Genomic DNA, 23,430 nt, shown 5'->3' with positions numbered 1-23,430 from the left:
AGATTGTTAAATATCGTTCTTAAACGTAGGAGACACCACCAGCTTACTTTTTTCTGACGACACTATATTTTTGATATCATCAGCGGATAATGCGGCTTTGAATACTTTCACTCTGTCCATAAAGCCGTGAAACACGCGTTCCGATGGAAACTCTTCGTTTCGGCCTAACGTCCATTTGTTATTTACCGACAGATCAGCGGTTACCTCTAACAGCGTGGTTCCGGCCAAAACACTATCGATATAAACATACAGCGTTTTGCCGTTGCACACGCCGGCTATGTGGTGCCAGTGCTGCTTCCAATCGACAGGAAGGTTTACGGTACAGTCCCCCCTGCCCCATCCACCGGCAAAAAAAGTGAGGGTTTTGCTATCCGTCATTTGCAATACATGGTTATCGCCTTTGGTAATGATATCAACCAGACCTTTCTTATTGCCCATCGGGTAAACCCATCCCATCATAGTAATGGATTCATCCATATTGTCCAAAGCTGGTGAGTTTGGGACTTCCACATAAGTACTATCGCTAAATAACAATTTATCATTAGTAGTCGTTACTGAAGATGAAATAACATTTCCGTTGTTATGAAAGCCCGAACTATCAGCAACTATCTTACCACGGACTATCGATGCGAAATCAAGTAATAATGATTCTGTAGCATTTTCATAAACCTTGTAGATAGTTTTCGCCGTATCGACCCTCACATATTCAAATCCGTTTTTGGAAGCTTTTATATGATGACTAATGGTTTTAACTTCACCGGCATCAAGTTTAATATTATCGGTAAAAACAACCGAATCATTCTGGATTACAGGTATAATAAAGGTTTGCTTTAATCCGCCAGTATTTTTTATCCGGTATTTTATTTCCTGGCTTTCATTCAACCTGATCATCGGTTTTACCTCCAGCCCCGATATATTAAAAGCTTGTTCCTGCGGTTTTGCAGGCAGATTCACTTCGACAATCAACGGTAGTGTATTATCAAGCTTCAGTACCGTTTTTCCCACAGGGTAAAGGCGAAACTCAATAGAATCCTGAACAGTTTGTCCCGGCTCAACCAGCCAGTTTTTATAACTATATGGCTTTCCGTTAACCAACAGCTTTACGGTTTTAATGCCCTTGCTACCTGTATTTTTAAGTTTAAACCTTATCACAAGCGGCTCGTCAGGCACTGCATTTTTTTATCGACCGAATAACTCGCTATACTAAAGGCAGTATTTTTTTGTGTGGCCGATAGCTCAATCGGATCTTTATCGGTTGGCCAGTTACCTGGGGCTTTCCCCATATCAAAAGTCATTGCACCACCGTTAACCAACACCGAATGTGTCAGGGCCAATTGTTGCCAGGCTTTGCCATTCACATGCAGAGCCTGTACGTAATTATTTTTTGCAGATGAATTATTACTGTCGATGATGAACTTTTTGCCATTGGGTAAATGAAGCGTTACAGATTTGAACAAAGGCGCACCGATAGCGTAAAGCGGATTACCAGGACATACCGGATATATCCCGAGCGAGCTAAAGACATACCAGCTTGATGTTGAACCGAGGTCATCATTACCGGGCAAACCGCCAGGAGTAGCCTTGAACCTATTGAGCATGATATCTCTCACCCATTTTTGTGTTAACCGTGGCTTGCCGGCCTGGTTAAACAGATAAGGTAAGTGAAAAACAGTTTCGTTATCAAAGAGGATAACATTATTGCGAAGAGCTGAATTCAAACGGGCGGCAAACTGCTCATTGCCGCCGGTCATATTAATCAAGTCTTTACCATTTTGAGGCACAAAGTAGGAATATACCCATTTGTCGCCTTCTTTATAACCCGATGTGCCGGGCTGAAGCTTAAACTCATCTCCATTACGCGGAAGCATAAACAGTTCGTCCTTATTTAAAAGATTGCGGTAGTTAAAACCTCTGCTTGATAATAACTGATAAGTCGGCTTATCATTCATCACCTTATCTGCGAATTGCGACAGCGCCCAGTCATCATAGGCATACTCAACCGTGCGGGTAACTGACTCGGGCCGGGTAAAGGGGACATAGGCCATTTGGTGATAAACTTCCATGTCTGACTGAACAAATGGCCCGTCAACCAAATCTTTCTTCATAGCCTTATAAGCAAAATCTTTATCAAAGCCCACAATCCCTTTCAAATAGGAATCAACAATAATTGGAACAGCATGGTTGCCCGTCATACTTTCGGTAGGCAGGTGACCGCTTTGCTTGTATACATCCAACATAGACAAGATCACATCCTGTTGCTTTTGCGGATATAACAAAGTGAGCAAAGGATGTAACGACCGGAATGTATCCCATGGAGAAAAAGCTTCATACTGGTTTTGACCTGTTTTTTGATAGACCTTACCATCCGTACCGCGGTAACTGCCATCAGCGTCATCAGCAACCCACGGCAGCAATAATGAATGATAAAGTGCTGTGTAAAACACCCTTTTATTCTGCTCATTATCATCGGTTATATCAACGATTGATAATAGTTTAGCCCATTCCCTATTTATTTTGGCGCGTATCTCGTCAAAACTAAGGCTACCTGTTTCCTGATTGATATTATGCTGTGCCCCGGGGTAACCAACCGATGATTTGCTTAATTGTAAAGTGATAATTGTGGCACCTGCCTGAGCTTTGCTGAAAGTAAACAGCCAGCCGCCTTTAACTTCTTTTTTATCAGTGTACCCTTGGTTAAAGTTTATTACCGCGTTAGCATTTGAAGCATGAAGCACTTTATTTGATACCACCTGAATTTCGCCGGCATTACCGATAAAGATTTGCGGATTAGCGTTCCCATTAAATGTAAAACGGAACATGCCTGTTCTTGCCGTAGCGGTAGCTTCGGCGACAATCTGTTTACCGTCAAAACTTACCTTGTAATAGCCAGGAGCAGCCATTTCATTTCTGTGCGAAAAACGGAGATTTGATTTACCAGGCTCAAAAATATTGTTTCCATTAAATGGCATCACAAAGAAATGTCCGGACGAGACCTTCGGGGAAGCCACTCATGTGGCCAAAACAACTGAAATAATAAATTGAGCTATCGGTATAATTATATCCCCTTGCCCCCATTGTCCTTGTTTCTGGACTTAGCTGTACGCTACCCGATGGCGCAACGGCTCCAGGATAACAACCACCATTGTTGCCCCATTTAGTAAGCACATTGCTAAGTGATGTACCAATAAACGGATCAACATATTGTAGATGATTTATTTGCTGGGCATAGAGGTTGCTGCCCAATAATGTAATGATTGAAACTAAACAGATTATCTTCTTCAATTGCGCAATCAATAATTTAAAACACTAATGTAGAGGCGAATAATTGCGTCTCCCTCTTGCAGGGCATTTAACGTGTATACCCTCTCTGTATAGTTGGAGACGCAATTATGCGTCTCTACGTGGATGTTATATTTTTATATAGATCTTTTTCTTATCAAGCAGATATGCCACCAGCCAGCAAAGCATCATATAACAAAGCGCAAACACCAATGTACCAAACGCGCCGGGGAATATTTTTTGATAAAACGCCTGGTTTATCCAGTCGTAAAAACTTAGCTGTGGTTTTACCCAAATGGTTTGGAACACGGTTAACAGCAATTCTGACAGCAGATATATGGCCAGTGAATTGCGCCCGAATATGAGAAAGAAGTTTGTGCTACTCTTTACCTTTTTTATTTCGATGGCGAACACCATAAAACCTAACAGTAAAAGATCAATCCCGATAGTAAGAAGTGTGAATGAGCTTGTCCACAATTTTTTGGCTATAGGGAAAAATTGTGCCCAGAATAATGAAGCAGCTATCAGCAATACCCCACACATGAACAAGCGCGCAATCGACTCATAATTTTTACCCTTACGCTGTATAAACGCTCCGGCCAGGTACCCGCCAATCACATTAACAATAGCCGTCATGGTGCTGAGTAAACCCTCCGGGTCGAAAGCTATGGGGCCGCCTTTATCATGATATAAATGGTTGTTGCCCATCAATACAATATCCAACCGGGTACCTGCGTTGCCAAGCATGGTATACTCTTTACCCGGTTCACCACAAAATATCAGGAATGCCCAGTAGCCAATTAAAAGTAAAACAGATATGATAACGGCCGTTTTTTGCGAGCAGTAATGAACTATCAACGCGCCAAAAAAGTAACACAAAGCAATCCGTTGTAGCACCCCCATAATACGGGTATGGCTTAGCGGATTAAATACCCAGCTACCTGCTTCACGGTGAAAGAACGGGAACCAATACATCAGGTGCCCCAGCAGAAAAATGATCACAGTGCGCTTAAAAATCTTGCCTATAAAAGCGGCATCAGTTTCAAATTTCTTTTTAGAGAAACTAAGCGCGTTGCCTACTGCGAAAAGGAAAGAAGGAAAAACCAGATCGGTAGGTGTAAAACCAATCCAGGGTGCATGATCAAGCGGCGACCATACGTTTGCCCCCGAACCGGGGGCATTAACGATGATCATGAAGCAAATGGTCATACCACGGAAAACATCGAGCGCGGTAAATCTTTCGGTTGTTGCAGCCATTTTTGCAATTATATTAATTAAGGGGTATTGAAATTTCTTTGATTAACCGGCCTGCAGCTCCTTCTGCCACAATACGGGTTTTATTGATACTATTGCCGTCTTCGTCATAAACCACCACCTGGTTTACACCCGGTTTAAGCCAGCATTCGGGGATATAAAGGCTTTTCATATCCAGTTTTTCAGGGTACCTGCCTAAGTTGTGACCATTAACCCAAACGGAGCCATGTCCTAATCCATCGGGATCAAAACGCCAGATGAATGTACTTCCTGCTGATGATGGCAGACTGAAAATGGTGCGATAAAAGGCTGGTACGTTTTTTACTTGCTTAACTGCTTCAAGCTTCGTCCAGCCCTGAACAGCTTGCGCATCACCCGGACCACCTTTTAATTGCCAGTTGATTACCGCTGTGGCATCACCTATGGCATTGATTTTTACAGATTGATCGATGCCCCCTTCATTTGAGTAATTTTCAATAAAAAGGGTAAGATCAACCGGGTGTTTTAAGGTTTCTGCATCAGTAATGTTCACTTCAAATGGCTGGTTCCAGCCGTCATGATGGGCTACTTGTTTACCGTTAATAAATACGGTGGCGTTTTCGTCAACGCTTTTAAACAGCACTGCTAATTTTGAAGTCCCCGCCGGCTGCTGCGGAATAGTTATGTGAAACCAGGCATAACCCTCTTTCAGGTTGAAAACATCATTGCCTATTTTATACTTTTTGTATACCGATGTATCAAACGCCGGTGGTCCTTGTTTTACATCATACTTTTTATTGGCCCTGGTAAAATACCAATCGCTAAGCTCAGAAATAAACGGTCCGCCTTTTTTGATCAACGCGTTACCGAAAAGCCCTTTGCTATCAACCTCATCAATCGGCCCCAGATAGGCGGCCAGCTTATCCCTCCCGTCATGCGCTGCAAAAACAGCTAAGTTATGCTTGCCTTTGGTTAGATTAATCGTTAACTCATTATCGTTCAATTTCCATTTAGCAGCAGGTTTGCCATCAATAAACGCCTGTCCCCTGCCCCCTCCTTTAACCTGCAAGGTATATTTTCCGTTAGATGTTATGTTTAGCGAAGCCCGGTACCAGGCATCGGCAGTTATATCGTCATCCGCTCCCATTGGCTGCGGATCTTTTGATTTGAGCCAGCTGCTGGCATTAACATTTGGAGCAGCATTAACGGACGCGTCTTTATACTGCCAGTTAGTTAGACTGATAGTCCGCGGCTGATTCCCTTCTTGCGCGTCGACACTGAAAGCAATCCCTTTACCATCAGTGTATAACATTATCTTCTGGCCTGCATTTTGTATTAAAGGCGTTTCTGCCGTAACTTTTAATTGTCCATTTTTAACCGATAGATCACCAACATAGTTTAACCCTGTGATGATATAGCTTGTGCCTTCAATGCCAACTATCCACGTTTTATCGGTTAAAGTGTGGTTCATGGCCAAAACCCTTATAGTTTGCGAGCCTGAATTAAAAGTATATTCAACCGGCATTTCGGCAGTAGCAGGCATTTGCTCATCAATTAGCAAATTATTATTGCCGATTTTTACCGAAGCCGATGCTGACAGAGCTTTCTCTTTAGTATTGAAACGAAGCAACAACTGATCGCCTGCTTCAGCATCAACAATTATAGTCGTCGTATTAACCTGTTTAACAATAGCGAATACACGGGTAAGCGCCCAATCAAGCGTAACTTCATCATTAAGCTTGTAATTGTGCACCAAAGGATAGATCTCTTTAGGCTGCACGCTGATCTTTTTACCCGCAAGCAAACCTTCGTCACCCTTGATATTTAACAATGTACTTACCTTAGATGCTCCCGGATTATCAAGGAATATCAGATCACCAGCCGGGCTTGTACGGGCAGATATTTTAACTGCTGTATCAGCAGCAATGCCTTTGTATATTTCGGAAGCGTTTGTGCTGTTTTCCAATACATCCTGGAAACTGCGGGAGAACCATGAGGCGCGCTTGAAAGTGTAATAAATCGGTCGTAAATCGCCCGCCTGGCCTATACCCGTGCCATAATCGTACGAAGCTGCATCCTCGTCATTATTGGTATAGCCAAAGTTTGAACCACCATGGGCCATATAGTAGTTATAACCGTTACCGCCATGAGCAATGATTTTCCAGGTACGTCTGTCGTAAAGCTCAGCATCTCCCGGCTTGGCTCCATATTGTGAATACCAAACAGTCCAGAACTCTGTAGAGAACCATGGGTTCGGGCGTTTATCATCGTCAAGCTTTCCATCACCTGCAGGGTCACTGGCGTGGTGTAAACCGCTGAAGAAATATGGCACCTGCATACCCATATCCAAAGCTTTTGCCTGAAGATGTTTGAAATAACCATCGGGCATTACGGTTCCCCAACCGTTGGGATGCTCGTTTTCTAACTGAACCAGTATAACCGCTCCTCCTTTATTGATTTGCCTTTGGAACACCACAGGCAAAAGATGATCAAAAAAGCGGTCGACATATTGTTCAAATGGTTTATTGTCTTCACGTACCCGCAGACCTTTTTTAAATTTAAGCCATATCGGGTAGCCACCGTTATCCCATTCGGCGCAATAATACGGGCCAACACGCACAATGGCATATAAACCAAGTTGCTTTACTATGTCCAGAAATTTTCCAAGATCACGGTCCCCGCTGAAGTTAAATTTACCTTCCTGCTCTTCATGAAAATTCCAGATAGTGTAGATCTCGATACAATTAAAACCTGCCCGTTTGATTCTCATCAACCTGTCGTACCAAAGTTCATGCGGTATGCGAGAGTACTCCAATCCGGCTGATACTATAAACGTACGTTTACCCTGAACAATGAAACCTTTACTGTCAAAATCAATATAAGGCTTAGCAACTGCTGTAGTTGGGAAGATATAATCGTTTGAGCCCTGGCTGAGGGCTGATGTAAAAGCGGTTAACAATAGGATAAATGTTAATATGGTATAGCGTATTCTCATGATTTTTCAAAAATCCAGACTTACGCAGTTTTGAAAACTTCGTAAGTCTTTATCTGTATGTTTTTACTCCTGTCATTTCGACAGAACTTGTGATGGCCTAAGCGTAGCGTGAGGAGAAATCTTATACGCCATTCCATTAAACTATGCTGTGCCTTGTAGGGCGTATAGGATTTCTCTTTCGTCCCAGTTCTCGATTCCTCCCCTGCTCTATCGAAATGACATCGTTTTTATTAAACTTCTTATCGCGTCCCCAAAATTATCGCATTATACTTCGCAAACAATTGCTTTGATTTTTCAACGGCATCACCTTTTGCAGCATCGGTATAAGCATTATCATGTTTGTTCACCCATTGCCATTCCCAATCTTTCACCTGCTTATCAAAAGCTTCGGCATTAAAGTCAGTTTTGGTTGATAATGACTTATCCAGCAAACCGAAGTACATTACCCAGCGTGGTTTGTAATAGCCTTTGATTAAACCAGCCCATTGACGGTTTGAGTATTCGCGCAGGCCACTTTCTTTGTCACCCCAAAGGGTAACCAGGTCACGGGCGTTAAACTCATACAGGTTTTTCTCTTTATCGGTTACGCCGTTAGCTCTGGCTTCGTTGATCCATTTGCCTAACAGGAAATCTTTACGGGTGCTCAACAAAGCATCCATATCGTCCATCAGTTCCAAGAACTGGCTGCTGTATAATTTAAACTGTTGCTGATCTTTATTTTGATAAGCTTGAGCCATTTTTTGTTGCAGCGGACTTGCATAGTTGGCTAATACTTGCCGTGTTACATCAACCAAATCATACTGAAAGCCATCACTTTGTTTCAGGCTGTCGGCAGCGTTTATAAGTAATGTCCATGCTTTAGCCAGTTGCATGGGATCATAATCCAGTTTGGTAAGCACCCTATCGATATATTTTTTCAACGTTGGCCTTGCCACAATAATCGATTCTGGGCCGCCTTCGGTTAAGCCGCCTGAGTACACCGAATTTAACAGCATGTGCCACGCTTCACCGGCCTGGCTGTTTACCTGCCCGTAACGGCGTTGAGCGTAATTTGCAACCCATTTATCGGCATCAATCGGGTTATCGCGCCAAACGTTTTCCAGCATCAGGGCAAACAGCGCTGGGTTTTGTTCAATACCTTCGGGTGTAACACCAATACCACGCATATTTTTTGATTCGGGATCGTGCAGGGCTATGGCAGGATCGGCAGCTACATGGCGCATACGACCAAACAGGCTGATATTCCCGCCGAAGTTTTGGAGCATACTCCAGATCCACGGTTTGCCGTAATAAGCTTCGGTACGGTTCCAAACCGGGTGGGCATCGCTGTACAGGTCAAGCACTATCATTTGTTCATTAGGTACAGCGTTAAGCAAAGCTTTAATTTGTTGCGGCTGCCAAAATTTGTTATTATAATGGAACATCCAGCCCTGCATTACCCAGATTGCTTTAGGATCAGCAGCGGCCATGGAGTTGAATACCTTTTTACTCATGCCATCCAGGTAGGTTGAATCGTTTGTTGGCGGCACGTTTTCATTAAAAGTATCGGCCGAGTACAGGTGGTCGGTACCAAACTCTTTAGTTTGTGCTTCTATATATTTTTTACCGATGGTTTCAAACATCGGATCGTCGGGGTCAAGTATAAATACATCGGGAAAACCGGCATCCCAGTTGGTTCTTTTAATCTTGGCACCGGGGAATTTGTCTTTAAATGATGGCGGCACGTGGCCGGTGAATGACGACAGAACAGGTGTCATCCCAAATGAGCGTTCACGCTCCAAAATCTTTTTCTGTAATGCCTTGTGCGAGTCCATCCAATGCTGTGGCAGCGGGCCGCCCCAGGCGTCGATATTCCCCATCCAGAACCATGAAAAATAAGCGGGGCCACTAAAAAATTCATCCAGTTGTTTATCGGTAAAGCCCATTTCTTTATAAACAGTTTGCCAAATGGCTTCTTCACCTGTTATAGCCAGCGGCAGGTTAATACCGTTCAAAGCCATCCAATCAATTTCTTTTTGCCAGCGTTCCCAATCCCACCAGGCCATGGTGTAATTAAACGTGCAATAGTTTAAATAGTAGCGATATTGATAAGGCGTGGTTTTATGGATAATACCTTTAACCACAGGCAGGGTAGCAGGCAAATTAAGATTAGTGCCATTCCAGCCGATATCGCAAAAGCAATAATTTTTAAGATAGTAGTTTAATGCTGATGCTATTGAAAGTCCATTGTTACCCCTCAACACAATTTTACCGTTGCGGCTTTCCAACTCAAACGCATCTTTGCCGTTTTGTTGGGGGATAGCCTCAACAGCAAACAAATTACTTTTGCCGGCAATTACTCTTTCAATAAAATCGTACGAGGCTTTCTGATCAACCTGGGCATTGGCTTTAAAACCCAATGAAATAATAGCAACAACAAGTAAGCACTTTCTCATCAACAGATAGTTAAACGCTGGAAATAAATACCGGCAACAGAAGGCTCTCTCCTATTGCCGGTATGAGGATATCATTATTTAAAATTAGGGTTCTGCACCAACACACCTTTACTCTTATCAATCTCAACCTGCGGGATTGGGAAATAATAGTTTTTAGGGCGAACAAAGGTTACCGTTTTGTTTTGATCAAGCGGAGCTTTGGAAACAGCCAGATTATAAATAGCAGCTATATCCACAATTTTGGCTTTGTCCCAACGCATCAAATCCTGGTGACGTTGGTCTTCACCAGCCAGCTCAACACGGCGCTCATGGATCAGCTCTTTCATACCTGCTCCGGAAACCGGCTTTAACAACGGAGATGCACGATGCCTGATCTGATTGATCAAAGCGTCACCAGCTCCGGCACCTTGTGTACGGATCAAGGCTTCGGCAACTAATAAATAAATATCCGCAGAACGCATTAGAGGCACAGCATAACTGTGGTCAACTCCGCCGCCATCAGCTTCAGTATTAAATACAGCGTACTTTTTAAATGCATAACCAGTAGCAGAAAGATCGGCGGTAAACGTTGTCAAGCCCTTGCCATCACCCAGATCAACCTTGTCGCCAACGCTTAATAAAGTAGCCTGTTTACGTGGATCACCTGCCTCAAACTCATTGGCAAGTCCCTGTAATGGCTGACTAAAGCCATAACCATTCCATGATCTTGGAATGTAATAAACTGTAAAGTCATTTTGCACAACGGTTTGTACAGCCTGGATCGAAAAAAGCAACTCGGTGCTGGTTTCATTAGCGCGGGTAAAATTATCGGCGTAGTTAGCAGCCAACGCGTAATGTGAATTGGAAATCACTTTTTGACCGGTTGCAATTGCCTCAGGAAGTTTTTCCCAATACATGTAAAGCTTGGTTAATAAGCCCAATGCAGTTCCTTTGCTTACACGGCCGCGGTCGGCAGAGCCATAGCTTTCAGGCAAAAGATCCACCGCTTTCAACAAGTCCGACTCGATCTGTTTTCGTACTTCTTCAATTGGCGATTTTGGAACATTAAAAGTTTGTTTTGAGTAATCATCTTCGGTAATGATAGGTACATCGCCATGAATGATCATTAAACGCCAGTAGCCAAAGGCACGTAAAAAATAAGCTTCGCCCATACTCCGATTTTTAATATCGGTAGATATTGCGGTGATCTTTGGGATGTTAATGATGCAATTGGTTGCCCGGTTAATGGTTTCATACCTCCATTTCCATGGATACCTGATGGCAGCATTTGAAGCATCATAAGTTAAGTTCTCAATGCCCTCATCTTCGCTATGATCACCTGAACGCCAGTAATCGTCAGATGGAACATCAAATGTAGCCTCCGCGTGGCCAACATAATCCTCTTCTTCCAAAAGGCTATAAATACCGGAAACCGCATTTACAGCATCAACTTCGTTCCTGAAATAATTATCTGAGGTATAAACCCCTTGTTGTTTAAGGTCAAGTGCTTTTTTACAGGCGCTGTTGAGTAACGCCAGCCCTATAACCATATATATTGTAATTTTCGATTTCATGATTTTAAAGTTTAGCAGTTATACCGAATGTAATTGTACGTACCGTAGGATACTGGGCCACATCAACCCCACGCTGCAGGTTGCCGTTAGTATAACCAAGCTCAGGCGTGTATCCCTTATAATTGGTTATAAAAAATATGTTTTGACCTGATGCATATAACCTTACGCTTTTCAGTGTTGCTTTTTTAGCCCAGCTTGCAGGTAAAGTATAACCTAAAGTGGCGTTTTTGAGGGCAAAGTAATTCCCGCTTTCGACAAACAAGTCGGATGTGCGATAATTGTCGTTAGCACGATCTAATGACATACGCGGGATCGAGTTGCTTGTGCCCGCCCCTGTCCAGCGGTTCATGTCTTCGGCATAAAGATTAAACGGATAGGTTGGATCAATACCTTGCATCCTATCGGCATTATAAAGGCTTACACCAAATACGCCGGTAAAGTTTGCTGCAAAATCAAAACCTTTGTATGAAAGACTGCCTTGCAAACCAACTGTAGCATTAGGATTTGGATTGCCCAAATTGGTGCGGTCATTACCATCAATCTGGCCATCGCCATTTAAATCCAGAAAGCGCACATCGCCGGGTTTGATATTAGCCTTACGCGAATCATTTTTAAGCGCCGGATCGTTATCAATTTCTGCCTGGGTTTGGTAAAGGCCATTTGTTTTCCATCCGTAAAAAGAAGCTATCGGCTGACCCTGATATGTTCTTGAGATTTCCTGGCTTGAACGCCCGTAAACTGTCGAACCAATGAAAGTGCCTTCTCCATTAAGTTTAGTTACCTTATTTTTGATAAACGAAGCATTGGCACCGAATGAATATTTTAGTTTATCGCCGCCTTGATAGTTAATTTCAACTTCGACACCTTTGTTATTCATTGTACCGATGTTTTGATTTGGAATAGCTACCGAACCCGCTGAACCTACTACCGGCGGTGATATCAACATATCTTTAGTATTCTTATTGAAATACGTAAGTGTGGTATTTAACTGGTTATTCAGGAAACCAGCATCAAGGGTAATGTTGGTCATAGCAGTACGCTCCCAAGTAATATCCGGATTTGCAATACTTGTAACAGCTGCACCACTTACTCCCGTGCCACCAAAGGCATAACCACCATTTTCATAAGTACTGCCAATTTTGATCAAGCTTAGATACTGAAAAGGCAGTACATTTTGATTACCCAACTCACCATAACCACCCGTCAATTTCAAGTTATTAACCCAGGTGATATTTTTCATGAATTTTTCACTGGTAATTCTCCAGCCCAAGGAAAATGCAGGAAAGTACCCCCACTGTTTGCCGGGCGCAAATTTGGAAGAACCGTCTGCACGAAAAGTAACGGTTGCCAGGTACCTGCTGTCAAAATCATAAAATAACCTTGCAAAGCCCGACTGTAATGAAGATGGCTGAGGCAAGATATTTGAATTGAATTGGCCATTGCCCTGGTTAAGCACCCGTTGATCGGGATCGGTATCGTCATAACCAACCCTTTGAGCGTTAAAACCGTAATCTTTAAAGTTTTGATAAGAATAACCACCTGTAAAAGTTACGTGATTTTTGCCAAACACCTTATCATACGTAAGAAAAGATTCAAGCAACTGTGACGATACTTCCTCTTCAGATTGGGTTAAAGTAGAATTTGGATTTGGCCTTGTTTGATTATTATCTGCGATACTAAAATTATAATTGCGGATAAATGTACCGTCAAAGGCATAGTTAACTTTCAATTTCAGCTCCTTTAAAAAGGTAATTTCAGCAAACGCGTTGGCCAATGCCCTGTACTTTTTAGTGTACCTGTCGGCCATTTGGATAGTAGCATAGGGACTGTTGATATCACCCAACTGATTAGCAAAAGCCTTTGATGTACCGTAAGTACCATCAGGATTTACCAGTGGTATAGCCGGGTTAAAACGCAGAGCCGAAAATATCAAACCTGTTTGCGAATTATTGTTATCAAAGCCATTGTTATTACCGTAGGTCAGTTGAACGTTCTCTCCCAGCTTTAACCACGAAGTTATCTTATGCTCGGAATTGATACGTGTACTGTATCGTTTGAAGTTGGTTTTATCAATAATACCATCCTCATTATAAATAGAGCTTGAAAAGTAATAGTTTGAAGCATCGTTACCGCCTTGAATACTAACATCGCCATTGGTTACATGTCCGGTACCCATAATAGCCCTTTGCCAGTCGGTTCTTTGTGTAGCATAATAACTATCATCCCATGGCGCGTCAATAGCAACACCATCATTGGTATAACGCTCTCTTTTTAGCTGATAAAGCTGTGGAGCAGTTAACAGGCTAAGATATTTAGTTGTGTTAGAAAAACCACTGTAGAAATTAAATGCTGTTGCAAGCTTTTGATTATAGGTACCTCTTTTTGTGGTTACCAAAACTACACCGTTTGCAGCACGGGTACCGTAAATAGCGCTTGATGAAGCATCTTTCAAAATGTCAACGCTGGCAATATCATTAGGGTTAATGTCACTTAACGCGTCAGGGTTACTGGTAGGTACACCGTCAATTACAATTAACGGATTGGCATCATTCACTGTACCTGTTCCACGGATCCTGATGCTCGGCGCAGCGCCAGGTGAACCATCGTTACGAACAATACTTACACCACTTGCACGACCATCTAAAGCCTGAGCCGCTGTACTAACAGGCAAGTTTTGAATATCCGATCCTTTAACGCTTGCTACTGCACCCGTAACATCAACCTTTTTGCTGGTACCATAACCAACAACCACAACTTCGGTCAAGGCAGATGGCAAGGCAACCAGGGTGATATTTAAAGTTTGGCTTCCGGTTATTGTAACAACCTTCTTTTCATACCCGATATAAGAGATTTCCAACACACCGTTTACAGGGGCATCGATACTGAAATTACCATTTGCATCGGTAGTGGTGCCCTGGTTAGTCCCTTGAAGCCTAATGTTTACACCAATAAGCGGTTCGCCTTTGGCATCAACAACTTTTCCTTTTATAAGGGCAAGGCTTTTGGCATCCTCCTGGTTGGCGATGATCACTACATGATCATCATTCATTTTGTAGGAAAGCTTATCATCAATAATAACGGCAAGCAGCTCATCAATTGTTGCGTCTTTTACATCCACATCAACCCTGCCCAACTTTTTAATACTGGCATAGTTGTAAAAGAAACGGTAATCACTTTGTTTTTGAATTTTGGTAAGGACACTACTTACTTCGGCCTGCTTTAGGTTAAGTGTAAATTTCTGCTGTGAGTACACTTTTGCAGAAACTTGCACACAGGTAACCATGACCAATAAAAATACTGCTTTCATCAGCAAAATAACTTTGAGACACACGGGCGCGCCACGAAGCGGGAACACCCTTCTTGTTTTTTTCATTACATTTGTTTTGAAAATAAATGGATGGAGTAAGTGCTGTGTTACAATAGCTTACTCCGTTAATAAAATCCTATTTGTTTGCGGGGAGGAGTGGCAGCTCTTCCCTTGTTTATTTGAGGATGTTTCAGGAATCTGACAGGTAAGTTTTCAATATCATAAGCTGTTAATTAGTGGTTAGTTAGTTTATTTTGTTTTTATTTATCTTTCTTTGACAGATAAACCGTTTGTCCATCAACCCTGAAATTGAACGGTGTGGTCAATTCAATAATGCCCAAAGCCTCCTTCAACGTCTCTTTATCAAGTAACCCGCTTATCTGCTCGGTACGAAGCGCCCGATCTTCAAACACAACCTGCACGTTGTATTTGCGTTCAATTTGAGCAGCCACATCTTCAAACATTTCGTTGGTGAACAGGATGCGGTTATCAACCCAGGCTGTTTCTTTCACTTCGTTCGGCTTAACATCAGGCAGTTCGGTTACCTGGTATTCAATTTTTCCCTCTTTGGGTTTTACACTTTGTGGTTCCCGGTTATTAATAACAATCAGCTTTTCGTTAGGCAACAGGATGATCTTTTTCTCGGGATTGTTTTTTAATTCAACCTGTACTTTACCTTTTAGCAATGTTGTTTCTACAGTTTTATCGTTATTGTAGGCTTTTACGTTAAAAACGGTTCCCAATACCTTTACAACAAGTCTGGCAGTATGTACCAGAAAAGGTCTCTTAGAATTTTTAGTTACCTCAAAAAAACCTTCGCCGGTAAGGCTTACATCCCGGCTGTTTTTCTCAAAAGCCTCGGGGTACGAAAAAGTACTGCCCGCATTTAGCGTAACCTGTGTCCCATCGGGCAATTTGAGCTTTTCGGTTTTACCATAAGGCACATGAATTTCATGTAATATATTTTCGACGGTTAAAGTATCCTGCTGTGCCGCTCTGTTATAAAATAAAACTCCCGTAGTAACAAGCACCAGTACCGCTGCAGCAACCCATTGCCACCTGAACATTGGTTTTATCTTAGTATCATTCGCCGAATTTTCGTTCAAGTTTTTAATTCGGTTCCAGATTTCCTCCAGGTTTCCGTTAATCTCTTCTGGTTTTGTTTCTGTTGCTTCAGTGCCGTTTCCTTTTAAAGCATTGGTAACATTATACGTTTTTTTATAGTCGGGAAATTGTTCAAGAAACATGTCGAGTTCGGTCAATTCTTCAGCACTGGCAGTTTTGCCCATGCTTTTGGCCATTAACTCAATAAACCTGGATTTGCTCATAGTAATTGGTATTCTGCATTAAGGACACGGCAGTTCCCGGTTTTTCCTAAAAGAAATTAAAATATTTTTTTGAGGGGGATTAACCTATTTATTCCCCAGCGCCTCGTCAAGTTTTTTCAGGGCGATAGCCAGTTGCGCAAAAACCGTTTTGTTCGACAGGCCAAGGATATCGGCTACCTCATTGCAGGAGAGATCATCCTCTTTAACCATTTTAAAAATGAGCTTACAACGGGGCGGCAAACTGTTTACAGCGTTTAAAACTCCGGCCTGCAGCTCTTTGCTGATGAGCAATTGCGCGGGATCAACCGATAAATGAAAATAATAGGTTTCGGCAAGTTGAGCATCGCGGTTTCTTTTTGAGGTGTTGCTTCGGATATGGTTAAGACAGGCATTTTTTATAGCCACATAAAAGTATACTTTAGGGTTCGAGATCTTGTTAAGCTTGTGGCGGCCTGTCCAGATATTTACAAAAAGGTCATTGATGATCTCTTCGCAAGCTTCCTTATCGCCCAAAAAGGACCAGGCAAACTGATTAAGATTATTGATCAGCAGCTTATACAATTCATTAAAGGCAGATTCATCATTGTTGTAATGAATAGAATCTATAAGTTCTTTAATCTCCAATGTTGAGCGGCTTGCTTTTAACGGGAACAGTTAACTGAAATAATGTACAATTTTAAGTAAAAAATCTTGATCCAAACTATTTTAGGTTGATTTAGAAAACCTGTAAAAGAATTAATCTGTCTACGATATTCTTTTATTTGACATTGGTTTTTCATGTTTCCAAATGTCTGATTCAGGAAGGCAAATGCCCGGTTTAACTATAAATTTATAATTCAACAGCCCGGGTGATTATATCTTAGCCCTCAAAAACGTAAAATAATTAAAGTGTTTGGTCAAAACAGATTAACATTAGCTTCCCTTTCAGCATCATGAAGGTGGATTTGGCTCACAGGCCGTAATTAACTCTATATTTGCCCGGCAACTGTCCGTATTTCCGTAAACCCGTTTACAGTAAATGAAAAATAACACTACATTTAAAATTTCCCCCGGAATTATATGGAGCAGTTCAATTTTCCTTGGCCTGCTGGCCTCTGTTCCCCAAATAGCCGAACGCCATTTTAAACCCGCTGAAGCGGCAGTGAATTCGGCTGTTACCGCTTCTTTTTCACTGTTTGTATGGTACTATAATATCTATACGCTGCCAAAGCAATCGGGCAATAAACAACTGAATAAAAGCATCTCGTATTCCCGGCTTCTTACAACACTGCTGATAGGTATGGGGGTAATGCTGGCCTTAGCCTACATACAGCAACTGATATTAACGCATTTAAATTTCGGCCCGGTAATGCTGATGATTGAGGTAAGGGGTATACTTATTAACCTCGTATTTTATATGCTTATAAACCTGTTGTACCAAAACTACCAAAACCAGCAGGTTAACGTTGAGCTGGAACGCATCAAGGCCGATAACCTTGGCGCACAATATGAACTGTTGAAACAGCAGATCAACCCGCATTTCCTGTTTAACAGTCTCAATACCCTAAAGGCGATGGTTGAGACCAATGACCAACACTCGGTAGATTTCATCCTTAAACTTTCAAATTTTTATCGTTTTACGCTTGAAAGCCGCAGGTTAGACCTTATTCATTTATCCGAAGAACTGGAAATTGTAGAAGCTTACAATTTTTTACTTAAAGCCAGGTTTGAAGACGGTTTTATTTTCACTAATACTATACATGAACAATATCGCGGTACGCTAATCCCCCCATTCACGCTGCAGCTATTGATAGAAAACTGTATTAAACACAATGTGGTATCGCTGGATCATCCGTTGCATATTAAGCTTTATGCTGAAGGTGAAAACATCGTTATGGAAAACGAAATAAAACCAAAGCGTTTTGAAGAACCATCAACAGGTGTTGGACTTAAGAACATTAATCTACGCTACGATCACCTGCTTGATAAACACATAGAGATCATATCTGAAGATAAAATATTCAAAGTTAAACTACCTATTATACATGAACATTATCATAATTGAAGACGAACTAAAAGCGGCCCGCTCGCTTGAAGGTATCATATTAGAATTAAGGCCGCACTCAAAAATAATTGCGAAGCTTCAGAGCGTTGAAAGCTCGGTTGCCTATCTTTCAGAGAACAGGCAGCCCGATCTTATTTTTATGGATATCCAGCTTTCGGATGGGTTGTGTTTTGAGATCTTTAAATTGGTAAAGGTGTACTGCCCTATTATTTTCTGCACTGCGTTTGATGAATATTCGTTAGAGGCATTTAAGGCCAACAGCGTTGATTATGTGCTCAAGCCTTTCTCAAAAACAGATATTGCCGATGCTTTTAAAAAGGTAGATGAACTGCGAAATTTCTTTCAGCAAGGCTCGCAGCCGGATATCAGCAGCCTGTTATCGCAGATTACTCCTCCGGCAGGTAAAAAAGCTTCCTGGTATTTAAAAACAATAAGTACATCACGATAGCTACCAATGATATCGCTTTCTTTTACATCCGTAACGAATTGTCGACCATCATGACTTTTGATCAGCAGGAATATGTGGTTAACCAGTCGCTTGATCAGATCAGCGGTCAGCTCTCGCAGGAGCAGTTCTTCAGGCTCAACAGGCAATACATAGTTAACTTCAGTGCGATAAAAGAGGTGGAGCATTATTTTATGCGTAAGCTGTTTGTGAAACTAACCATTCCAACTCCCGAGAAATTACTCATCAATAAAGAAAAAGCGCCGGTATTTTTAAGCTGGCTCGAGAATAGATAGTTTTAAGTCCGATGTCTTGAGTCTTAAGTCCTAAGTAAAACGATTTCTGACTCAAGACTTTCGACTTAACAAATGCCCAACTGAACTGTAGATATGTCTGGTTGGGCTTTTTTATGCTGTTTCTGCGGCTATTTAGGGTATAATTTTGAAGTAAATAAAAAATCAAGAAATATGAAAACCTTAAAAATTTTTAGCTTTTGCGTTGGTACCGTGGCACTGGCACTCGCTACAGCAGCTTACGCTAATCGTAAAATAAATGCCCCTAAAACTGAAAACGCCGCTACTCCCGAAAAAGGTTTTGCTTTGGTAGAATTGTTTACTTCAGAGGGATGTTCAAGTTGTCCTCCTGCTGATGAATTGCTGGCGAGGATCCAAAAAGACTCAGAGGACAAACCCGTTTACATATTGGCTTACCATGTGGACTATTGGAATAACCTCGGCTGGAAAGATGCATTCAGCAATGCCATGTTTTCAAAACGCCAAAAAGAATATAGCTACCATTTAAATGCCCAGGTTTATACACCCCAAGTTATAGTTAATGGTAAAACTGAGATGGTTGGCTCGGATGAGCCGGCACTTCGTGAAGCGATTTCGAATGCACTAACAACCACACAAGCCGCTCAGGTTTCCTTAAAAGCACAACAAACCGGCGATAAGCTTGCTGTAAATTACGAACTATCGGGCAACACTGATAACCAACAATTGCTGATAGCCATTGTACAAAAAACAGCCATCAGCAAAGTTGCCCGCGGCGAAAACGAAGGCAGAACCTTATCACACGCCCAAATTGTACGCGACTTAAAAACAGTTGCCCTAAGCCAGGTAAAAACAAGCCAAACCATTATTAGCGTTCCTAAAGAATTTAACCAGCAAGAATGGGAAGTAGTAGGCTTTATACAAAACAAAGATAATGGTGAGGTTTTAACCGCAACAAAAGCAGTTTTAACCAATGAAGCTGTAGCCAAAATATAACAACTATAAATTCAAAAATCATGAGCAAGTTGAAACAAGGCCGGTTATTAATGGGATTCTTGTCACTGTTCTCTTTATCATTCCTGACAAGGGCACCGTTTGAACGTAACCCGCAGGATTGTGAATTGATCTGCGTTCCGGGAAAGAGAAAAAACCGGTGGAAAATAACTAAATCTAACATAAACAGGATCGGCCCTTCGCAGGGCCGATCCTGTTTTTAATAAATACTATCATGAAAACATTACTGCTAATTGCCATAGCAACATTTTTAAGCATTGGGGTTTATGCCCAGGCAAACGAACTAAATTGTACCGAGCGGGCATTTACTTTTAAAATAAACCTGCCAGCGAGTGGACGCAACTATTCATCTGAAATAGGCCGCTTTGATGCTTCACAATTATCGCCGGAATTCAGGTTGCCGGGTGCTAATACCAGTAAACAAAATCAAGCGGGAAGCACGCTTCTTACCGGCTTTAACAAAAAAACTGATTCGTACTCAGCTTATTCCCCGGCTGATACTATCATGTCAAAAAAGATGACATTTCTACATCCTAAAATAAACAATATAACAGGTAAATTTACCTACGCAGCCTACGATCATTTTAAGCTATTGCCAATGCCTGTCTTAAACGCCTTAACTCCGCTCTTAAACTAATCATCATTAACATAAAAAACAAACCAATGAAACTCAACTATTACGGTCACTCATGCTTCTCGGTAGTAGCCGGAGGTAAACACATTTTGTTTGATCCCTTTATTACAGGTAACGAATTGGCAAAAGAAATTAACATTGATGAAATTAAAGCTGATTACATTTTTGTATCGCACGGGCATTACGATCATATTTTGGATGTAGAAACTATAGCCAACCGTACAGGCGCTATGGTTGTGGGTATTTATGAGGTGTATGATTACTTCAGCAAAAAAGGCGTTAAAAATGTGCATCCTTTAAACCCTGGCGGCAAGGTGACTTTTGATTTCGGTACTGCAAAATCATTCATTGCCCAACACTCTGCCAGCTTTCCAGATGGTAGCTATGCCGGTGTAGCCTGTGGTTATGCATTAACGACTGATGATGGCAATCTGTATTACAGCGGCGATACCGGTCTCACCTTAGATATGGAACTGGTGGCCAAATGGGTTGATCTCGATTTCGCGGTTTTTCCTATCGGGGACATGTTAACGATGGGCGTTGAAGATGCCATTGAAGCGGCAAAGCTTGTTAAGGCCAATAAAGTTTTGGGAGTTCATTATGATACCTTTGGCTTTATTAAAATAGATAAAGACGAAGCTGTTAGTGAGTTTGAAAAAGCCGGATTAAAATTATTTTTACCGGGTATTGGCGAGAGTATAGAAATTTAAACTTTAGTTTTCTTGAATACAAAGATGCCTTCCTAATTAAATTGGGAAGGCATCTTTGTTGCTTTTAAAGTACCCCCTTTAGGGGGACGGAAGGGGGCGAATTATACTAAATTGATCTCAACATTGATATTACCGTAAGTCAATTTTGAATAAGGACATGTTTGGTGTGCTTCTTCAATCAATGCTTTGGCTACTTCAACATCCAAACCTGGCAAACTTACATTTAAACGGGCTTGCAGGAAGTATGCACCTGAGGTAATACCCAAATCCACTTCTGCATCAATAGCCAGTTCGGCAGGAAGGGCAATCCGTTTTTTAGCAGCAGCAATACCGATGGCACCTTCAAAACATGCTGACCAGCCTGCTGCAAATAATTGCTCGGGGTTAGTGCCTGGTTTAGGGGTTCCGGGAGTTGAATGTTTGATATCCAACTGGCCATCGGTACTAACAGATGAACCACCGTCGCGACCGCCAACGGTACGAACTTTACCTGTATATAATACTTTGTCGATTTTATTAGGTGAGATATCTTCGATAACCTTGATCTTGTTGATACCTGATTCTTCAATAGTTTCCATTGTGTTATTTATTTAATTAATTTTTGTTTTTTGTATGCTCAAAGATACCCTGATATCGCCCGGTGCCCTATCACTAACTATGTGAACCGGACAAGCCATGTCGTGAACAAGACATTCTTTAAGCCGAAAGTTCAACCAGTACGAGAGCTATTGAAACTTTTAATCACAACCGGTAAAGAATAAGAAAACCAGCTACACATTACGCGTAATTATTCTAAATAAATTTGGATACTGCGTTTATAAACAGCAATTTTAAGCCACTCATTATTCGTAAACCAATTGAAGAAGTTTATTGCCCTAATGCTGCTCGGTTTTCACCTGCTTAATATAGGCGGGCAACTGGCATTGCATCAGTTCATGGTTTACAAAAGCAATAAATACTTTGCCGAACAAACTGCCAAAGGCTTTTACAATGTGAAAGACCTTACCGAGGTAGTAATCCCGGTAAACATGCCTGGCATAACCGACTGGAAAAACTACGAAAATATTCATGGGCAGATCCGGTTTGGCAACAACAGCTACAATTATCAAAAAATGCGCGTAACCAGTCGCGCAATTTATTTGATGTGCATCCCAAACTACGAAACCACCCAGCTGGCCGATAAAAACATTATTAACGCAAAGGATATAAAAGAAAACCCGGTACCGCAAAAGGAGCATGTACCCTTTGGTAAAATAATTATGCAGGATAACCTCAATTTCACTTTTGTACATTTTGAGTTTGGCTGCCCTATAAAATATACTCAACAAATTGTTGCTCACATAGTTCAACAGTTAATTCCTGCTCACCAGGATATCCCCGAGCAACCGCCAAAGGCCGTTTGTTAATCTTCTCCTGTTTTAGTTCATTTCTTAGGGTAGCGGCTGTGCCACTCTACCGCTGTGTTATTATTTATTTCTGTCGATAGTTTATTCGTGGCTCAAGAGTTATGAAAATAACAACATATCGATAAGATTAGTAATCTCCAGACGATACATCCTCTCCCAACCTATAAACATTCAATTTATTAAAATGCCTTACATTACACTTGAAAGCCATTTGCCGGGCATTACCGGCCTGCTGGAGTATGCCAAAGAAGCGGCACAACCTATCCGTAACCTTACACAGTTTTTATTGCGCGGGCCATCAACCTTGTCTGAAGCCGATCGTGAGCTGATCGCCACAGTGGTATCACACAACAACCAATGCACCTTTTGCACTACCGCTCACACCGCCGCGGCCGACCTACTTGCAGGTGAAGCTGAAACAGCGCAAAAAGTAAAGGAAAACATTGAAACTGCCCCGGTTACCGAAAAAATGAAAGCTTTGCTTACCATTGCAAAGCTAACTGCCCAAAATGGCCGGAATGTAACTACCGAAGCCATCGACCGTGCCAAAGCTGCCGGAGCTACCGATATCGAGATCCATGATACCGTGCTCATAGCTGCCCTGTTTTGCTATTACAACCGCTATGTTGACGGATTGGCCACAGCCTTACCTGCTGATGCCGGCTATTACAACATACTGGCCGAGCGATTAGTAAACCATGGCTATACCCGCCTGCCACAAGGCTATGATCATTTAAAAAAATAACCCTAATCCTCATTTGAAGTAAAACCCAAT

19 protein-coding genes are annotated in these 23,430 nt (G+C 41.8%); 8 read left to right on the top strand and 11 right to left on the bottom strand.

The features are described 5' to 3' along the window. Positions 1–6: 6 nt before the first annotated feature. The 10 genes from ACRQ5D_RS17785 to ACRQ5D_RS17740 all read right to left on the bottom strand — a co-directional run bounded on the left by ACRQ5D_RS17785 (position 7) and on the right by ACRQ5D_RS17740 (position 16,754). Positions 7–1,152 (bottom strand): LamG domain-containing protein, encoded by a 1,146-nt coding sequence (locus tag ACRQ5D_RS17785; RefSeq protein WP_432326100.1) that lies wholly within the window; start codon positions 1,150–1,152, stop codon positions 7–9. Further along, positions 1,149–2,969 (bottom strand): GH92 family glycosyl hydrolase, encoded by a 1,821-nt coding sequence (locus tag ACRQ5D_RS17780; protein ID WP_432326098.1) that lies wholly within the window; start codon positions 2,967–2,969, stop codon positions 1,149–1,151. Before ACRQ5D_RS17780 ends, ACRQ5D_RS17785 begins: the two co-directional genes overlap by 4 nt. After that, on the bottom strand, positions 2,959–3,282 hold the full coding sequence (locus tag ACRQ5D_RS17775; protein WP_432326096.1) for a hypothetical protein: 324 nt from the start codon (positions 3,280–3,282) through the stop codon (positions 2,959–2,961). The genes ACRQ5D_RS17780 and ACRQ5D_RS17775 overlap by 11 nt, the downstream gene beginning before the upstream one ends. A gap of 126 nt (positions 3,283–3,408) precedes the next feature. Further along, positions 3,409–4,536 carry an acyltransferase family protein gene (locus ACRQ5D_RS17770; protein ID WP_091163152.1) on the bottom strand — a complete coding sequence of 376 codons (1,128 nt, stop codon included), beginning with the start codon at positions 4,534–4,536 and terminating at the stop codon, positions 3,409–3,411. Between the two features lie 13 nt (positions 4,537–4,549). Further along, positions 4,550–7,507 carry a beta-galactosidase gene (locus ACRQ5D_RS17765; RefSeq protein ID WP_432326094.1) on the bottom strand — a complete coding sequence of 986 codons (2,958 nt, stop codon included), beginning with the start codon at positions 7,505–7,507 and terminating at the stop codon, positions 4,550–4,552. 239 nt (positions 7,508–7,746) lie between these two features. Then, positions 7,747–9,942 carry an alpha-N-acetylglucosaminidase gene (locus ACRQ5D_RS17760; protein ID WP_091163150.1) on the bottom strand — a complete coding sequence of 732 codons (2,196 nt, stop codon included), beginning with the start codon at positions 9,940–9,942 and terminating at the stop codon, positions 7,747–7,749. A 74-nt stretch (positions 9,943–10,016) separates the two neighbouring features. Further along, on the bottom strand, positions 10,017–11,495 hold the full coding sequence (locus ACRQ5D_RS17755) for a RagB/SusD family nutrient uptake outer membrane protein (RefSeq protein WP_091163149.1): 1,479 nt from the start codon (positions 11,493–11,495) through the stop codon (positions 10,017–10,019). Positions 11,496–11,499: 4 nt separating this feature from the next. Then, on the bottom strand, positions 11,500–14,868 hold the full coding sequence (locus tag ACRQ5D_RS17750) for a TonB-dependent receptor (protein WP_091163148.1): 3,369 nt from the start codon (positions 14,866–14,868) through the stop codon (positions 11,500–11,502). A gap of 194 nt (positions 14,869–15,062) precedes the next feature. Next, positions 15,063–16,130, bottom strand: coding sequence for a FecR family protein (locus tag ACRQ5D_RS17745; protein ID WP_091163147.1), 1,068 nt, complete (start codon positions 16,128–16,130; stop codon positions 15,063–15,065). A gap of 84 nt (positions 16,131–16,214) precedes the next feature. Next, positions 16,215–16,754: an RNA polymerase sigma-70 factor gene (locus ACRQ5D_RS17740; protein ID WP_175489876.1), complete on the bottom strand. Its 540-nt coding sequence runs from the start codon at positions 16,752–16,754 to the stop codon at positions 16,215–16,217. 394 nt (positions 16,755–17,148) lie between these two features. Here ACRQ5D_RS17740 and ACRQ5D_RS17735 point away from each other — a divergent pair, with 394 nt between their 5' ends. From ACRQ5D_RS17735 to ACRQ5D_RS17710, 6 genes are all read left to right on the top strand, one after another. Beyond that, the gene (locus tag ACRQ5D_RS17735; RefSeq protein ID WP_091163146.1) at positions 17,149–18,174 is read left to right on the top strand and encodes a sensor histidine kinase; all 1,026 of its coding nucleotides are present in this window, start codon (positions 17,149–17,151) and stop codon (positions 18,172–18,174) included. Beyond that, complete coding sequence (locus ACRQ5D_RS17730; RefSeq protein ID WP_431200097.1) at positions 18,155–18,622, top strand: LytR/AlgR family response regulator transcription factor; 468 nt, start codon at positions 18,155–18,157, stop codon at positions 18,620–18,622. Before ACRQ5D_RS17735 ends, ACRQ5D_RS17730 begins: the two co-directional genes overlap by 20 nt. 38 nt (positions 18,623–18,660) lie before the next feature. After that, positions 18,661–18,915: a LytTR family transcriptional regulator DNA-binding domain-containing protein gene (locus tag ACRQ5D_RS17725; RefSeq protein WP_431200096.1), complete on the top strand. Its 255-nt coding sequence runs from the start codon at positions 18,661–18,663 to the stop codon at positions 18,913–18,915. A gap of 171 nt (positions 18,916–19,086) precedes the next feature. After that, positions 19,087–19,887, top strand: a complete 801-nt coding sequence (locus tag ACRQ5D_RS17720; RefSeq protein ID WP_091163144.1) for a DUF1223 domain-containing protein — start codon at positions 19,087–19,089, stop codon at positions 19,885–19,887. 232 nt (positions 19,888–20,119) lie between these two features. Continuing rightward, complete coding sequence (locus tag ACRQ5D_RS17715; protein ID WP_091163143.1) at positions 20,120–20,542, top strand: hypothetical protein; 423 nt, start codon at positions 20,120–20,122, stop codon at positions 20,540–20,542. Between the two features lie 26 nt (positions 20,543–20,568). Then, positions 20,569–21,249 (top strand): metal-dependent hydrolase, encoded by a 681-nt coding sequence (locus tag ACRQ5D_RS17710; RefSeq protein ID WP_091163142.1) that lies wholly within the window; start codon positions 20,569–20,571, stop codon positions 21,247–21,249. Positions 21,250–21,350: 101 nt separating this feature from the next. On the opposite strand, the gene ACRQ5D_RS17705 is transcribed toward ACRQ5D_RS17710, so the two are convergent. Continuing rightward, positions 21,351–21,827, bottom strand: coding sequence for an organic hydroperoxide resistance protein (locus ACRQ5D_RS17705; protein WP_091163141.1), 477 nt, complete (start codon positions 21,825–21,827; stop codon positions 21,351–21,353). A 279-nt stretch (positions 21,828–22,106) separates the two neighbouring features. Between ACRQ5D_RS17705 and ACRQ5D_RS17700 the strand changes: the two genes are divergently transcribed. Further along, positions 22,107–22,655 (top strand): hypothetical protein, encoded by a 549-nt coding sequence (locus tag ACRQ5D_RS17700; protein WP_129571063.1) that lies wholly within the window; start codon positions 22,107–22,109, stop codon positions 22,653–22,655. Between the two features lie 184 nt (positions 22,656–22,839). Further along, entirely contained in the window at positions 22,840–23,400 is a 561-nt protein-coding gene (locus ACRQ5D_RS17695) for a carboxymuconolactone decarboxylase family protein (protein WP_091163139.1), read from the top strand. Positions 23,401–23,430: the final 30 nt, after the last annotated feature.

Origin of the sequence: Mucilaginibacter sp. P25, assembly GCF_050859465.1 — a bacterium.
Lineage (GTDB): Bacteria > Bacteroidota > Bacteroidia > Sphingobacteriales > Sphingobacteriaceae > Mucilaginibacter > Mucilaginibacter gossypii.
Note: the sequence above shows the minus strand (reverse complement) of the source record. Positions and strands in the feature narration are given on the sequence as shown.